The organism is Lutibacter citreus, assembly GCF_003260195.1.
GTDB classification, from domain to species: Bacteria; Bacteroidota; Bacteroidia; order Flavobacteriales; family Flavobacteriaceae; genus Lutibacter; species Lutibacter citreus.
The window spans coordinates 568,741-584,144 of record NZ_QEIH01000001.1 but is presented as its reverse complement, the minus strand read 5'-3'; the positions used below and the strand labels follow the sequence as shown (position 1 = coordinate 584,144).

Sequence of the window (15,404 nt, the reverse complement as noted above, 5' to 3'; positions counted from 1 at the left end):
AACGTAATTATTAATCTACCCTTTTATAAATTTTAGAACCATTATTAATATCTATTTTTAGATTCCCGTTGTTAATTACTTCTAATAACTGAGGCTGTTTAAAAGCAGCCCATTTTATAATATAAATTGTTGGTTTTGATGTTTTGTAAATTGTAGCAAATTGTAAATTTTCATCACCTCCAATTACTGAGTAAGCATTATTTTTTTCAGTAATTACACTTTTTCCCCAATTATCAAATAAAAAGGCTCCGGTAACATTATTACTAACAACCTTATTTATAGTTTTTATTTTATTTTCAACAGAAGTTTTAGCTTTTTCTTTAGTTGCAATAGGTTTAGAAACCTCTTTTTTTACAATCTCCTCTTTAACTATTGGTAACTCTTTAGCAACTACTTGTTCCACCTTTTGTGGTTGTTCCGCTTTTACTGCAAATACTTTTTCAGATATATTTGTAGTTGGTTCATATGAATAATTTAAATTTTCAATATCCTCAAAAGCTGTTCTAATTACAGAATGATACGCTTTCTTAAAGTCCTTCTCTTTTGTTTTTGCTTCTTTAGTAACAATAACCACACGATTATTGCAATCTACTAATTCTATAGTAATTTTGGTTGCTAAAAATGAAGGTATAGTTTTAACTTTTGCTTTTAATGCAAGACATCTATCTCTTGCTAAATCTTCTGGATATGTTTCATCTGTAAACAATGCTGTAAACCCAGCTCTTTCAAATAAAAATTTTGTTAGTGAATTCACTTGATAGCTATCTTCTTCATTTTGAAATTCAAATTGCTTTGGAACCAAAATGTATTTGTAATTATTAATGGTTTTTTGAGCAAACAATGCTGATATTGTTATTAATAAAAATGATATTGTTAAAATTGATTTTCTCATTTGATATATGTTATAAGTATTTTTTAATTTCGTTTAAATTATTTACCGATTTGAAATTTTCAGAAATGGGCTGATTGTTAAAATTACAAAAAATAACATCTAAGCCAACATTTTTTGCGCCCATAATATCTGCCTCCCAATTATCACCAATCATTATTGATTCACTAGAAAGTGCATTTGCCTTGTTTAATGCATATTCAAAAACTCTAGGATTTGGTTTTTTCACACCTACTTCCTCTGAAGTTATAATATTGCTAAAATATTTACCCAACCCTGAATTTATTATCTTTCTGTTCTGTACTTCTTCAAACCCGTTCGTAATTATATGCATTTTATAATTTGGTTGCAAATAATCTAGAATTTCAAACGTACCATCGAACAAAAAATTATTCAATGGTAAATAATCGATATAATCAACAGCTAAAACATCAATCAATTCATCATCAACTTCAACCTTTATTATTTTGAAGGTGTCTTTCAGTCTTCCATAGCGTAATTCTTCCTTTGAGACCTTTTCTTCTCTATAAAGTTTCCAATATCTTTGATTTACACCTTGGTAGTAATTTATAAACTTTTCAAAACTTATAGTTACATTATGTTTTTTAAAAATAGACTTGAATGCTAAATCTGAATTAGTTTCAAAATCCCAAAGGGTATGATCTAAATCGAAAAAGATGTGGTTAATATGTTTCATTTATTATATATTTGAACAAAGTAATAAAAATGGTTTTTAACATTACATAAAAATGCATATTTAATTAACCAAATAATCAGATTCTAAAAAATAAATGCAAATACGTTCTTATTTTGAGGAAAAACTAAAAAATAAATTTTTAAAAAACTTCCTAACCCTCTTAACTGGTTCTGTAATTGGGCAATCAATTATTTTGTTTTCAATTCCTTTCTTAACAAGATTATTTTCAAAAGAAGCATTTGGTATTTACACTTTATTTACTTCAACTGTAATACTATTAAAAACACTTGCTACACTTAATCTTGAATTGGCTATTATTTTACCTAAGAGAGATAAAGATGCCGTAAATATATTTGCGCTAAACATTTTAATGATATTTATTTTTAGTATTCTATTATTGTTTATTGTATTTTTTTTTAAAAACAATTTAGCATTATTCCTAAACATAGAACAATTATCAAATTTTATTTACTTAATTCCGTTAAGTGTATTTTTACTTGGAAATATTTCAGCCTTAGAATATTGGAACAATAGAAAAAACACCTTTAAAAATATCACCATAGGCACTATTTCAAAATCCGCAACAATGAGTTCATCTCAGTTATTAACAGGTTTTAGTAGTTTTAAATCGATTGGCTTAATTCCTGGATTGTTGGTCGGACAATTTTTAAACGTAATTATTTTAACAAAATTCTCTTTAAAAAGCCTAATAAGTTTAAAAGATCATATATCAATCAAAAGAATGTTCTACCTTGTTTTTAAATATAAAGATATCCCTGTTTTTAACACCATTCTAACCTTTACAAATAGTTTATCAAATGAATTACCTGTAATTCTTATATCAAAATATTTCGGGTTTGGCACGTCAGGTTTATATGGCTTAACAGTTAAAATTTCTAAAACACTACCTGGAATAGTTGGACAATCAATTAGTTTAGTTTTTTTTAATGAAGCTAGTAGATTATATAATAATGATGGTGACCTACATCAATTATTAAAAGTAATGCAAAAAAAGCTTTTTATTGTTGCTCTCTTAATATTTGTTCCTGTTTTTATTATTTCTTATTTTTTAGATTTTATTTTTGGTAATAATTGGAATGAAGCTGGAATATATGTTCGAATTTTATTACCATGGTTATTTATTATGTTTTTAAATTCACCTATATCGTCTCTAATAGAAATTTTAAACAAACAAAAAACATTTTTAGTTTACGGGATAATTTTACTTATTGCACGTTTTTTAGCATTATATTTAGGATTTACAATATTTAATGATATTAAAATTTCACTAATGTTTTTTTCAGGAGTAGGAGTCTTATTTAACTTATTTGTTTTTATATATTTTTTAAAAATTACAAAACATAGCAATCTTCAACAAAAAAAAGTTTATAAATAAATATAAATTATGGTTTTAACATTTACTGGAGATCTGAGCATAACAGGCTCATTTGTTGAAAAAATAGAAAATAATGAAGAAATATTTTCTTCTAAAATTTTGACCGAATTAAACAACAGTGATTATGTAATAGCCAATTTAGAAGGGCCTATAACTGATATAAATCCTAAAGAATCAACAAATGTAAAATTTAATAGTCCTAAAAAATCAATAGATTATTTATCCGCAAGAAATTTAAATGTCTTTAATTTAGCCAATAATCATATTCTTGATTGTAAATCAAATGGTTTAATTGATACTATTAAAACTATAAATCATAATAATTGTAAATATTTTGGGGCTGGAAACAATTTAGCTTCAGCAACAAAAACTTGTGTATTACAAAGTGAAGATATAAGAATAGCACTTGTTGGTTTAACTGTTCCAAGTGTGAATTGCAAAAATGAAACTTTTAAAATTTGCACTACCAAACATTTAAATATTTTAAAAAAAAATATTTCTAAATTAATAAGTAACACGGATTACATAATCATAAATTATCATGGAGGTGAAGAATTTACAAATTATCCTTCACCTACTAAACGCAGATTCCTTAAAAAAATATCTAGAATTGAAGGTGTTGATATTGTAATCTGTCATCATTCTCATACTTTACAAGCTTATGAAAAATATCGTGGAAAATACATATTTTATTCTTTAGGTAATTTTATTTTTGATATACCAACACATTATCCCTATAAGTACACCGATAAAGGATTTTTATTGAAATTTTATTTTTCAAAAAATAAATTCCATTTCGATTTGGTTCCTTTTTATAGTAAAAAAGGGAACATCAAAGATCTTAACAAAACCGATTTTAATAATTATTTTGATACACTTTGTGATTTTAATAATTATAAACAAAAATGGAGAGCTGAAGCTTATAGAGTTCTATTTAGGTTTAACCTAATTCCTCAAAAAGAAAATATTTCTATTGAACGGTCTATCCCATTGCAAGAAAAATCTCTTTTACAACTTATTTTTTCGAGTAAATTCTATTCAAAAGCAATAAGTATTCTACTAAGTAATAACTATAGAACACTCTATATTAGTGCTATTATACATAAATTGAAATTAAATAATAAATTTTTTCAGCTACTATTTAATAGGTAAATTAATACGCTTTAACTTTTTATTCCTATGCATACGTCAATTTTAAAAAATAATAAAGGTTTCCAATGGTATTCTAACCAGAATATTTGTATAAAAGGTAGTTTTTTCGATTCTAAAAATAATTATTATGAGAAGGAAAAATTAGTATCCTTTTTTATAAATATTGAAAATAGTGAGCAATTTATAAAGAGAATAAAAAATATTAACGGAATTTTCACCGTCTTAATTAAACTAAATCATCAAATATTTATTGCTTCAGATACAACAAGAATATTTCCTTTATTTTATACTTTTAAGAATACTGAATTAAATATTTGTGATGATATAGAATATTTAAAAGAGAAATTTAATCTTAAAGAAGTTGATGAAAAATCGTCAAATGAATTCTTATCTTCTGGTTTTACAACCGGCAATAAAACACTTTTAAAAAACATTTACACTCTTCAATCAAATGAATATATAATTTTTGAAAACAATAGAATTAATAAGAAAGGATTTTTCTTTTCCTATGCTACTAAAAAGTTTAACAATTCTGAATATTATGAATTAAGGAAACTAGCCATTGAGGCTTTTGAAAATGCATTTAATCGTTTAATTGTCTCATTAAATAGCAGAACCGTGGTTATTCCTTTAAGTGGTGGTTACGATTCTCGCTTAATTGCCTTAATGTTAAGAAAGCATAATTATAAAAATGTTATTTGCTATACATATGGCAAAAAAAACAATATTGAAATTGAAAATTCTAAAAAAGTTGCGGAAACTTTAAATTTTAAATGGGTTTTTATTGAATATACAAATCAACTTCTTGAGAACTATATTAAATCAGAAAAATTTAAAGAATTTGCTCATTACACTTGCAAATATATTTCAATGCCTTCTTTACAAGATTTTTTTGCAGTAAAATATCTTTCGGAAAACAACCTTATTCCAGATGATTCAATTTTTATACCAGGTCATTCAGGTGATTTATTAGGCGGAAGTCAATTTTTAAAAGTTATTCCAGAAAATTTAAAATCTTTTGAAATTTCCAACTTAGTTTTAAAAGAAAAATTTAATCATAATAAAATCTCACATAAATCTAAAAAAGCGATAAAAAAAAGCATCGAACAATTACTTCTCGAATTTGACAATAATTATTTTAATAAGGAACCATCATCAGTTTTTGAAGATTTTGATATAAAAGAAAAAATTACAAAAATAATTTTTAAAGCTTCTGGAGGATATACATTTTTTGGCTACGAACACAGATTTCCTTATTGGGATAAGGAACTACTGTTATTTTTTAAAGATGTGCCACCAAAATATAAAAAAATGAAGCTTTTATATGATGACGTATTAAAAAACTATTATTTTAATCTATATAAAATAAATTTTGAGAATGAAATACAACCAACATATTTTAAAATATATTTACAAAAAATTAAAAAAATAATTAAACTAATCTTTCCTAAAACTTTAATAAAATATTTTTTACGTAAAAATGACTGGCTAAATTCTCAAGCTATCACCAATGAAATGATTAAATCTATAAAAGAGAATGGCATTCATTACAATACAAATATTAAATCGTATAACGAAGTAAATATTCATTGGTATCTTAACTTTGCTAAAAACTTCATTAAAAAATAAAATATGAGAAAAACAACTTTGTTAAATAGAATTGATTTCCTCTTATTTGGCTGGATCGTAAATTTAGTATATCCAGAATATTACCGTCCAAAATATGGATATCAGAAATACTATATTTTATTTTTCCATTATTTAATTCCTCAAAAATTATTTCGATTAAATGGTTCAGTTAAATGGCCTGTGCACTTCACATCAAAAATTAGTTCGCCCGAAAACATTACAAAAGGTATTATTTGTGATCCAGGTGACAATCCAAGTATTTACATACAAGCTAATAATGGTATTATAATTGGCTCTAATGTTGGTTTTGGAGCAGGAACTAAAATAATATCATCAATTCATTCACATAAAAACCACTCAGAACACGATAAAACGAGTCCAATAATTATTGGTGATAATGTTTTTGTTGGAGCTAACAGTGTAATACTTCCTAGTGTTCACATTGGAGATAATGTTGTAATTGGAGCGGGAAGTATAGTTATTAAAGATATCCCTTCTAATTGTATTGCTGTTGGTAATCCATGCAAGGTTATAAAAATAAAGGATGCCTATCTCGAAGATTTTTCTACAATAATATTTAATAAAGAAATTCCAAAAATTTATTCAGATTTCTTGAAATAATTAAAACATTTTTTGAAAACCAAAATACTTTTCAAACTCCCCTCCAAAACTTTTATAAAAACCGGCAACACCATTTATCATCGAGCCTTCAAAATCCAATTTTACCATACTCCCAGAAAATTGAATCATCAATTCATTTACGAGCAAAGTTGGAATCCCCAAACCTTTACCTTCCTGATTTGAAAATGGCAACAAATAGGTAATTTGCTTTTTCTCTTTTAACCACAGCAATCCCGTTATTAAATTGCCATCCTTTAAAACTCCCCATAATTTAATACTTGGATTGTTTGAGTTTAATAATTTATTGAGTGTCTTTAACTGACTAGGATGTAATTTATAATTTTTATTAGACTCCAAATAATACTTCAAAAAAACATCTTTATTTATTCTTTTTTCTATTCGAAAATTGGATTTTTCAACACTTTTTAAAATACGTTTCCTATTTGTATTAAATCCTTTATAAATATCTTCATACGATTTATTTAAAGGCAATATATAATTTGTTCGATTTTCTACTTTAAACAAACTTAAATCATTCTCAGCATTAAACTGAATAGTAACTTTTTTAAACTTTTTAGGAATAGAGTTAATAAAATCTCGAATTAAATCAGAATTTAATTTTCGGCTTGAAAAAATCCCTAATTGCTGTGTCCAAGCTGGTGGATATATATACTTAATAAAATATTTTTGTCGCCAAGGCATAGGCATTACGGCCTCATAATCATTCAATATTAATACGTCCCAATTATCTGCAACACAATCTAAATACCAACTATATGCGTAAATTCTGCTATTAATTGAATTTTCAATACAAGCATTATATTTTTGAATATCAATCTCTTTTCTTTTTAAATATTGAATCATTTATTATTCTATCAACATTTTCTTGTAAATCTCACTCCAACCTTTCCATTTATCATTTTCACTTAAGGTATCATTATGAAAAACACTTATAAATGTTCCATTTACTTTTTTAATTTCATTTTTAATTTCTATAATTTTCTGTAAACTTTCCGTATTTGAAAGTTTCATTCCATCTTTAAGAGCCATATCCATTATTGCGAATGGAAACAACTTTAACGGAGTTTGAATTTCAAAATCTAAATCATAAAAATAATAAGGAGAACATGTACTTGCTCTAAAACCAACATGTTTAGCATATCCCATTGAATAATCTTCTTCAATATCCAAATCAATTAAATTTTGATAAGTTTCAGGAATAATTAATCTTATATAATGTTGGCGCGAAAATGTTACAGGAGTATTTATAATTCCTTCCAATCTATGTTTTTCCTTTTTTAACTTTTCTTCATTTTTAACAGCAAAATAAGATGGTTTTAATCCTACTTTGGCATAATCGGCTACAGATTTTATTAAAGAAATAAACTTAGTGGAGTTAGAAGAAATATTTTTATCATAGGTTGAAAAATCACTAATCAAAAAGAAAAATAACGTGTTTATTTTATAATTCTTTTTAATATTTAATATTTCCGAAAATGTATTATAAGGATCTTTTCTTAAATTTAAATTAGATAATAAATGATGCCATAGATTAACAAATCTTAAATGCACCAGATCATTAATATAACCTCCTATGGATCTTACAACTCCCTTATGTTTGTAGGCAAAAGCCATATCAACATCAATGGTTGAGATTAAATCAAACTCTCTACTTTTAATTTCATAATTTGGAAATTTCTCTTTCAATTTTTCCAAAAATTTTCTCGCCCATATATCAATAACAGGCTTTTCTAAAAAACCATTTTTAAATGCTAAACTTTCATTTGCTGGAAATCGTTCATGCTGATCTTGTACGTGAGGTAAATATTCCTCATACCTACTAATTAAATAAAAACTTGCTGCAAATAAATCATAAGGAACACTTGAAGCCTCCCCTGCTGGAAAAAAACAAGGAGTTTCATCCCAATTAGAAATATTAATATCTACATCATTAATACCTTGTTCAAATAATAAATCATGGCTTCTAATAAAAAACTCTGAAGCCAGCGGACTTTTTGCATAAGTGATTTTTGGCCCATTATGTGCCACAAACTCATCAACCTTTGTTGAGAACTTTACGCGTATTTGTAATATTCTAACAAAAATATGCTTAAATATAAAATTAATTCTGGGTGTAATTTTCTGTGTATAAACTAATAACATTTATTTTTTTATAAATATTGGTCTAATTATATTAAACTTTCATCTGCAAAGCTAAAGTACGCATTTTCGGTTATAATTATATGATCTAATACTTTAACATCAAGTGTTTCTCCTGCTTGTTTTAATTTGTTTGTTATCATTTTGTCTGCATTGCTGGGTTGCAATTTCCCTGAAGGATGATTGTGACATAATATAATAGCTGTTGCATACAGTTCAATTGCTTTTTTAAAAACCAATCTAACATCAACCAAAGTGCCTGTTAAACCACCTTTACTCATCTGGTACTTTAATAAAACCTTATTAGAATTATTCAAAAAAACTATCCAAAATTCTTCATGTTGTAATTCACCAATTATTGGTTGCATTAAATTAAACACTGTTTTACTACTTTTTATTTTTGGTACCTCTAGTGCTTCTTCCAACCTTCTTCTTCTCCCTAGTTCTAAAGCTGTTATTATTGAAATTGCTTTTGCTTCACCAATTCCTTTAAATTTTTGTAATTCTGAAACTGATAATTTCCCTAACCTATTTAAATTATTTTCTATTGAATTTAAAATTTTCTTAGCCAAATCTACAGCTGTTTCATTTCTACTCCCCGACCCAATTAAAATAGCTATTAATTCAGCATCTGATAATGAAGCCTTTCCTTTAAGTAATAATTTTTCACGGGGCCTATCATCTTCTGCCCACGATTTTATCGAAAGGGTTTTCTTACTATATTCCATATCAATTTTTTTTTCAAAGATAAGAGTAATATCTTTGTTGTAAATATATTAAGTATATGAAAATTATTATTGCTGGTGCAGGTGATGTTGGATTTCATTTAGCCAAATTACTTTCATTCGAATCTCAGGATATCTATTTAATAGATTCTGATACTGAAAAATTAGAATACGCCAGTAGTCATATTGATGTTATCACTAAAAAAGGAGATGCAACTTCTATTAAACTTTTAAAAGAAGTTGGTATTGCTCAAGCTGATATTTTTTTAGCGGTAACAGAGTCTCAAAACACTAATTTTACAATTTCAGTTTTAGCAAAAAAATTAGGAGCAAAAAAAACAATTGCCAGAATTTCTAATCACGAATTTAGTCAAAATTCTGATATTGATTTTTCTGAAATTGGAATAGATTTTATGATTTCTCCAGGTGAATTAGCATCTGATGAAATTAAAATGCTCTTAAACCAATCTGCATTTAATGATACCATTCAGTTTGAAAATGGAACACTAAATATATTAGGAAGCACTTTAGATTACAATTCCCCGCTAATTAATTTAACGGTTCAAGAAGCCCGAGAAAGATTTTCAAATATACAATTTATAACTATTGCTATTAAACCAGAAAATAGCGACGAAACTATAATTCCTCGAGGAAACACTGTATATCAGGCAAATGATCAAATTTACTTTTCAGCCCCAAAAGAAAGCATAAAAGAGTTATACACCTTAATGGGTAAAACCCAATTTGGAGTTAAAGACGTTATGATTTTAGGCGGTGGAAAAATTGGTGTAAAAGCAGCCAGAAACCTTTGTAGCAACTTTAATATTAAACTTATTGAAATTAATAAAGACAAAGCTTTTGAAGTTGCTGAAAAAATTCCAAATGTTCTCGTAATAAAAGGAGATGGAAGAAATGTTGAGCTATTAGAAGAAGAAAATATTGCCGAAATGGATGCTTTCATTGCTGTTACAGGAAATTCTGAAACTAACATAATGTCCTGTTTAGTTGCCAAATCTAAAGGTGTTAAAAAAACAATAGCTTTAGTTGAAAATATGGACTACATAAATATTTCGCAAACAATTGGTATTGATACTTTAATAAATAAAAAATTATTAGCCGCAAGTGCTATTTTTAAACATGTAAGAAAAGGTGAAGTTTTAAAACTGGCCAACTTACATAATGTTGATGCTGAAGTTTTAGAGTTTTTAGTAAAAGAAAATTCTCCTGTTACTAAAAATGTTGTGAGAAATATAAGAATTACTAAAAAAGCTGTTTTTGGTGGCGTTATCAGAAGTGGTGTTGCCCATATGACTTTTGGAGATTTTCAAATAAAAGCTGGAGACAAAGCAGTTGTATTCTGTTTACCTGAAGCTATTCATAAAGTTGAAAAATTATTTAATTAATAATGAAACAACTTAACATTAAAATTATAATTAGTTTCTTAGGTTTAATATCTATGCTTAACGGATTGTTTATGCTAATTGCTGTGCCTTTTAGTATTTACTATGATGAAGAATCTAAATGGGGAATTTTATACGCTGGTATAACAACTATAGTATTAGGCTTTTCTCTTTGGTTTACTAATAGAAATGCTAAAAAAAACTTAGGAAAAAAAGAAGGTTATATTATTGTAACCTTAGGATGGTTAATGCTCTCTTTTACGGGTGCTTTACCATACACTTTCACTAATACAATCCCTCAATTCACCGATGCCTTTTTTGAAACTATCTCAGGATATTCAACTACTGGATCCTCTATATTAACAGACATAGAATCTATGCCAAAAGGAATATTATTTTGGCGAAGTGCAACCCATTGGATTGGTGGAATGGGAATTATTGTTTTAACAGTTGCCATATTACCTTTATTAGGTATTGGAGGTATGCAGTTATTTATGGCTGAAGCTCCAGGACCAAGTGCAGATAAAATGCACCCAAGAATTACTGAAACAGCCAAAAGGCTTTGGTTAATCTATTTTTCATTAACATTTACTGAATTTTTTCTACTGAAATTTGCAGGTATGACTTGGTTTGATGCCATTAACCATGCAATGGCAACTATGAGCACAGGTGGTTTCTCTACTAAAAATGCAAGTGTAGCATATTATAATAATTTCCCAATAATTCAATACATAATAACAATATTTATGTTTATTGCTGGAGCTAATTTTGTGCTTACTTATTTTGCATTAAAAGGTAAAATTCAAAAAGTTTTTAAAAGTGAAGAATTTAGATATTACTTTTTTGGTGTTATTGGTTTTACCTTAGTACTTACTGTAATAATTTTAAATTATAGAGATCCAAATTTAGTAACAACTATTCATCATCCAGAACCTTGGGGAAAAGTTGAAAGTGCTTTTAGGCACGCATCTTTTCAAGTAGTTTCAGTACTTACAACAACAGGTTTTGTTTCTGCTGATTTTACAATGTGGAGTTCCATTGGTACAATACTAATGTTTTCATTATTTTTTATAGGAGGTTCTGCAGGTTCTACCAGTGGAGGTGTTAAAATTGTAAGACATATTGTAATTATAAAAAATAGTATTTTAGAGTTTAAAAAATTACTACACCCTAATGCAATTTTACCATTGCGTTATGATGGTGCTCGTGTACAACAAAATATTGTATTTAACATACTTTCCTTTTTTGTATTGTATATGGGAATATTTATAGTTAGCTCAATAATTTTAGCAATTTTCGGTCTAGATTTTATTTCTGCAATGGGAGCTGCAGCATCATCACTAGGTAATATTGGTCCGGCAGTTGGAACGGTAAGTCCTGTTGATAATTTTTCACATTTATCAATTCCGGCTAAATGGACTTGTTCTTTTTTAATGCTAATTGGTAGATTAGAATTGTTTACCGTTTTAATATTATTTACACCATTTTTCTGGAAGAAATGTTAATTATAAATACCAACTATTTATTTTTATTTCAATAAAGAGCACACACAATTTTTAAAAATGTGTTCTTCTATTTTATGCATAAAACTACATGTGTTACAAAAAATAATATCATCTTTTGATTTATCAAATTTTTAATGAATAAGCCCTTTTATTTTTTATTGAACTACTTTTTGTTTAACGCTGCTGCTAACGGAGATAAGTCTATCCATTCTGAAGCTGGAATATTCAATTCTTCAGTATTTGTAAAAGTCCTATCTGTATAATAATACTTTATATATAAACCATAAAACGGTTCTTTTATAATCTTAACTTTTTTAATTCCTGAAAGTGGAAAATCCCAATTATGAAAAAAACCATTTATATATACGAATTTTTTTCCTATTAATATTTTTCCATCATTTTTCAGATTCCTATTTTTATAATAAAATGGCATTCCGAAGGCAAAAAATGATAAAAAGACAATGAGACCAATTAAGACAAAAAACATGGCTAATTTTCCTTCATCAATAACTAAAATAAATATTCCAAAAATTATAACTGAAAGAAATGAAATTACTAACAGAATACCTTTATTTTTTGACTTTTCGTTTTCAAATAAGAAATTAACATAGTTTCTTTTTTCTAAATCAGATAAAGTCCAAGCAGCTAATAATTTTTCACCAGATATTAAAGATTGTAATTTTTTTTCTCTACTTCTAAACATAAACCCAATTACTATAGCTGATAAACAAAAGAATATTGAAAGCATTACAATAGCTGGATGAATTGGTAAACTATCAAAATCCATAATTGCCACTACTACCACAAATGCAAAAAAACCAGCAGCATACCAAGATTTTTTAACAATGGATGTTTGATTGTTTTGTAGCTTAATTACCTGATTTATTTTATTTATCTCGCTTTTATTTATATCAACATAATTTTGCTTATCTAATTTTTGCTCTATTGGTTTAGGTGTTTCCTTATTTTTCTTAATATTTTTAACCTTCTCACCACAATTGTTGCAAAATTTTGAGTTTTCGTCTAATTCTTGTCCACAATTTTTACAAAACTTCATAAGTTTATTTCTTTAGTTTTTTAATATTCCAACTGCTTTTTGTTAAGGTGCTAAAAAACACCAATTTGTTTTCTTCCTCATAAAAATGTAATGCAAAATCACCTTTTACACCCCTTAAGTGAACTATTGCTTGATAATTATTTGAACCAAATGGAGTTATTTTGGCTTCGAACAAACCATTTTCATCTTTTCCTACAACAATATTGTCTTTTCTAGTTAAAATAATTACGGCTTCTTTTTCTTCTAAAATAATTCCAGCGGGATCATACCATTTACCTTCTAATTTTGTTAACTGCTCAATTGGTGAAAATGGCTTTTCTGAGGAATCTACATCCTTTAAAAAAGATTTTCCAATAAAAAACAGTACCGTTAAAACAACTATACCTAAGAATGCTATTGAAAGTCTCTTTCCTTTATTTGGTTGGTTTAAACTTTCTTCAACAAGATTTACTTCTGCATTTTTTTTAGCATTATTTTGATTGTTACTGCTTTTTAGTGAAGCACCACAATTGGTGCAAAATTTTGTTTTTCCTTGGATTTTAGTTCCACAATTTGGACAATTATTTGATTCCATAATAACTAACTTTTTTTGTTACCACTAATAATAAGTTTCACATTTATAATAATTAACAACACTAAACACACAATAACAATTAAGTAAAAAACATCCGAGCCTATAAATTCAATCAATTGCATTAAATATGAAAAAGCAAGAATTGCTTGTAACACCAAAACTATCTTTGCGATTATATTAAAAGGTTTTTCCTTTTTCTTACGGAAAAAATAAATAGCCCCAACTATTGCCGAAAAAATAAGAATCCCGGTAATTTCATTGCTTCCAGAATTAAAAAGTACAAGAAGTACATTCACAACAATATAAAAAAGCATCCATTTTTGACCTTTCGTAGATCTTCCCGTTTTTTCTAAATTTCTACCTTCATTTTCTATATCAATTTGAGATTTAGATGCATTATTGTTAGATTTAGAAAACCCTTCTTCAATAATATTTTTAGCTTCATCTCCTACAAATGCTTTAGCCTTATTCCCAATTGTGTTTTTCACACTATCTTCTAAGCTTTTTACCACACCTTTTTGCATTTTTCTTTTTGGAGGTGGTCTTCTTTTGTTCTTATCAGAATCTACTGTTATTTCCATTCCACAATTTGGACAGAATTTAGAATTATTTTTATTATCAGTTCCACAATTAGTACAGTATGCCATAGCTTTATATTTTAGTTTAATTTATTACCACAATTTGCACAAAATTTAGAATCTTTTATTACTGGAGTTCCGCAGTTAGCACAGAATTTTGGCCTTTTTTCCATCTCATCATTATTAATATCGTCATCATCATATTCTAAAATAATCATACAATTTGTTGAAATTTTATTCTGAATATGAACTGGATAATGATAACCAGAAAGATCTAAATATGGACAATCTGCAATTGTATTATGAAGTTCTAAGGATTCATCATCAATAGAGATCCATTTTAATTTTCCTTTTTTAATCCAGGAAGCAATATCAAAATCATATTCCTCTTCATCATCAAAAGTACTGCCCATAACAGCTAATCCATCAATGTCCTCAGCCAAATATTCATTAGTTCCCCAAGTATTAATTCGTTCTATTTCTAAAGTTTTATCTTTTGAATAGTAAACGATAGGGTAAGCATCATAGATTCCAATCTTAATATGAGATAAAACAGCAATAATATTTTCATCATTTAAAAGTCTTGGAGAAACCCAGGGTACTGCTGGCCCAGGTTTCATGGAAAATGAGACTTCGGGAAGTTCATCGAGAATCGAAATACTTCCTGTTATTGCAAAAAAGGTCTTGATCTCTTCTTCAATTCCTCTTACAGGTTGTTCAGAAACCCACCAGGGACCATCCAATCCAAAAGTATCAATAGAAAGTCCAAAAGGTTCATTAGAAAAAGGACAACGCGATATTATTTTATAAACTAACCCCTGTATATATTGACTCTCTACTTCTTCGAGCTCAGTTGCTGTTTTATCAAGCTTCTTCATTAAATACTCTTGTACAATCTCATCATCAGAATTGTTTTCCATTTCAAAGGAAAACTCTTCCATTTTTTTTCTGAGTTGAAAGATTGTTGCAATAATTTTATTTCTTTCTTCAATTGTGATTTTTTCAGTCTTCATATATAGTA

15 protein-coding genes are annotated in these 15,404 nt (G+C 27.2%); 6 read left to right on the top strand and 9 right to left on the bottom strand.

Features of this window, described 5'->3' with window-relative positions; all coding sequences use genetic code 11:
* Window positions 1-10: 10 nt before the first annotated feature.
* Both DAD81_RS02295 and DAD81_RS02290 read right to left on the bottom strand, forming a co-directional pair.
* Complete coding sequence (locus DAD81_RS02295) at window positions 11-892, bottom strand: hypothetical protein (RefSeq protein WP_111706608.1); 882 nt, start codon at window positions 890-892, stop codon at window positions 11-13.
* 10 nt (window positions 893-902) lie between these two features.
* Window positions 903-1,586, bottom strand: coding sequence for a YjjG family noncanonical pyrimidine nucleotidase (locus tag DAD81_RS02290; protein WP_111706607.1), 684 nt, complete (start codon window positions 1,584-1,586; stop codon window positions 903-905).
* Between the two features lie 94 nt (window positions 1,587-1,680).
* Here DAD81_RS02290 and DAD81_RS02285 point away from each other — a divergent pair, with 94 nt between their 5' ends.
* Genes DAD81_RS02285 through DAD81_RS21185 form a run of 4 tightly spaced genes read left to right on the top strand, consistent with a single transcriptional unit; the run spans window position 1,681 to window position 6,384 of the window.
* On the top strand, window positions 1,681-2,982 hold the full coding sequence (locus DAD81_RS02285; protein ID WP_111706606.1) for a lipopolysaccharide biosynthesis protein: 1,302 nt from the start codon (window positions 1,681-1,683) through the stop codon (window positions 2,980-2,982).
* Window positions 2,983-2,991: 9 nt separating this feature from the next.
* Complete coding sequence (locus DAD81_RS02280; protein WP_111706605.1) at window positions 2,992-4,134, top strand: CapA family protein; 1,143 nt, start codon at window positions 2,992-2,994, stop codon at window positions 4,132-4,134.
* A 27-nt stretch (window positions 4,135-4,161) separates the two neighbouring features.
* Window positions 4,162-5,763: an asparagine synthetase B family protein gene (locus DAD81_RS02275; RefSeq protein WP_111706604.1), complete on the top strand. Its 1,602-nt coding sequence runs from the start codon at window positions 4,162-4,164 to the stop codon at window positions 5,761-5,763.
* Between the two features lie 3 nt (window positions 5,764-5,766).
* Window positions 5,767-6,384 carry an acyltransferase gene (locus DAD81_RS21185; RefSeq protein ID WP_111706603.1) on the top strand — a complete coding sequence of 206 codons (618 nt, stop codon included), beginning with the start codon at window positions 5,767-5,769 and terminating at the stop codon, window positions 6,382-6,384.
* Here DAD81_RS21185 and DAD81_RS02265 read toward each other — a convergent pair whose 3' ends face one another.
* Genes DAD81_RS02265 through radC form a run of 3 tightly spaced genes read right to left on the bottom strand, consistent with a single transcriptional unit; the run spans window position 6,385 to window position 9,272 of the window.
* Window positions 6,385-7,248 carry a hypothetical protein gene (locus DAD81_RS02265; RefSeq protein ID WP_111706602.1) on the bottom strand — a complete coding sequence of 288 codons (864 nt, stop codon included), beginning with the start codon at window positions 7,246-7,248 and terminating at the stop codon, window positions 6,385-6,387. It lies immediately after the preceding gene.
* Between the two features lie 3 nt (window positions 7,249-7,251).
* Window positions 7,252-8,547 (bottom strand): polysaccharide deacetylase family protein, encoded by a 1,296-nt coding sequence (locus DAD81_RS02260; RefSeq protein WP_111706601.1) that lies wholly within the window; start codon window positions 8,545-8,547, stop codon window positions 7,252-7,254.
* A gap of 26 nt (window positions 8,548-8,573) precedes the next feature.
* Window positions 8,574-9,272 (bottom strand): RadC family protein, encoded by a 699-nt coding sequence (gene radC / locus DAD81_RS02255; RefSeq protein ID WP_111706600.1) that lies wholly within the window; start codon window positions 9,270-9,272, stop codon window positions 8,574-8,576.
* A gap of 56 nt (window positions 9,273-9,328) precedes the next feature.
* Here radC and trkA point away from each other — a divergent pair, with 56 nt between their 5' ends.
* Window positions 9,329-10,672: a Trk system potassium transporter TrkA gene (gene trkA, locus DAD81_RS02250; protein WP_111706599.1), complete on the top strand. Its 1,344-nt coding sequence runs from the start codon at window positions 9,329-9,331 to the stop codon at window positions 10,670-10,672.
* Window positions 10,673-10,674: 2 nt separating this feature from the next.
* A complete protein-coding gene (locus DAD81_RS02245; RefSeq protein ID WP_111706598.1) occupies window positions 10,675-12,174 on the top strand; it encodes a TrkH family potassium uptake protein in 1,500 nt (499 codons plus the stop codon).
* 163 nt (window positions 12,175-12,337) lie between these two features.
* Here the strand turns inward: DAD81_RS02245 and DAD81_RS02240 are convergent, their stop codons facing one another.
* Genes DAD81_RS02240 through DAD81_RS02225 form a run of 4 tightly spaced genes read right to left on the bottom strand, consistent with a single transcriptional unit; the run spans window position 12,338 to window position 15,396 of the window.
* Window positions 12,338-13,231, bottom strand: coding sequence for a zinc-ribbon domain-containing protein (locus DAD81_RS02240; protein ID WP_111706597.1), 894 nt, complete (start codon window positions 13,229-13,231; stop codon window positions 12,338-12,340).
* 4 nt (window positions 13,232-13,235) lie between these two features.
* Window positions 13,236-13,805, bottom strand: a complete 570-nt coding sequence (locus DAD81_RS02235; protein ID WP_111706596.1) for a zinc-ribbon domain-containing protein — start codon at window positions 13,803-13,805, stop codon at window positions 13,236-13,238.
* Window positions 13,806-13,810: 5 nt separating this feature from the next.
* Window positions 13,811-14,452, bottom strand: a complete 642-nt coding sequence (locus DAD81_RS02230; protein ID WP_111706595.1) for a zinc ribbon domain-containing protein — start codon at window positions 14,450-14,452, stop codon at window positions 13,811-13,813.
* Window positions 14,453-14,463: 11 nt separating this feature from the next.
* Complete coding sequence (locus DAD81_RS02225; RefSeq protein ID WP_111706594.1) at window positions 14,464-15,396, bottom strand: zinc ribbon domain-containing protein; 933 nt, start codon at window positions 15,394-15,396, stop codon at window positions 14,464-14,466.
* Window positions 15,397-15,404 lie beyond the last annotated feature (8 nt).

Excerpts from the sequence above, each read along its gene's own strand:
- DAD81_RS02235 (WP_111706596.1), bottom strand. The coding sequence starts at position 13,805 with ATGGAATCAAATAATTGTCCAAATTGTGGAACTAAAATCCAAGGAAAA.
- DAD81_RS02295 (WP_111706608.1), bottom strand. The coding sequence starts at position 892 with ATGAGAAAATCAATTTTAACAATATCATTTTTATTAATAACAATATCA.
- radC (WP_111706600.1), bottom strand. The coding sequence starts at position 9,272 with ATGGAATATAGTAAGAAAACCCTTTCGATAAAATCGTGGGCAGAAGAT.
- DAD81_RS02240 (WP_111706597.1), bottom strand. The coding sequence starts at position 13,231 with ATGAAGTTTTGTAAAAATTGTGGACAAGAATTAGACGAAAACTCAAAA.
- DAD81_RS02265 (WP_111706602.1), bottom strand. The coding sequence starts at position 7,248 with ATGATTCAATATTTAAAAAGAAAAGAGATTGATATTCAAAAATATAAT.
- DAD81_RS02290 (WP_111706607.1), bottom strand. The coding sequence starts at position 1,586 with ATGAAACATATTAACCACATCTTTTTCGATTTAGATCATACCCTTTGG.
- DAD81_RS02285 (WP_111706606.1), top strand. The coding sequence starts at position 1,681 with ATGCAAATACGTTCTTATTTTGAGGAAAAACTAAAAAATAAATTTTTA.
- DAD81_RS21185 (WP_111706603.1), top strand. The coding sequence starts at position 5,767 with ATGAGAAAAACAACTTTGTTAAATAGAATTGATTTCCTCTTATTTGGC.
- DAD81_RS02225 (WP_111706594.1), bottom strand. The coding sequence starts at position 15,396 with ATGAAGACTGAAAAAATCACAATTGAAGAAAGAAATAAAATTATTGCA.
- DAD81_RS02280 (WP_111706605.1), top strand. The coding sequence starts at position 2,992 with ATGGTTTTAACATTTACTGGAGATCTGAGCATAACAGGCTCATTTGTT.
- DAD81_RS02245 (WP_111706598.1), top strand. The coding sequence starts at position 10,675 with ATGAAACAACTTAACATTAAAATTATAATTAGTTTCTTAGGTTTAATA.
- DAD81_RS02230 (WP_111706595.1), bottom strand. The coding sequence starts at position 14,452 with ATGGCATACTGTACTAATTGTGGAACTGATAATAAAAATAATTCTAAA.
- DAD81_RS02275 (WP_111706604.1), top strand. The coding sequence starts at position 4,162 with ATGCATACGTCAATTTTAAAAAATAATAAAGGTTTCCAATGGTATTCT.
- DAD81_RS02260 (WP_111706601.1), bottom strand. The coding sequence starts at position 8,547 with ATGTTATTAGTTTATACACAGAAAATTACACCCAGAATTAATTTTATA.
- trkA (WP_111706599.1), top strand. The coding sequence starts at position 9,329 with ATGAAAATTATTATTGCTGGTGCAGGTGATGTTGGATTTCATTTAGCC.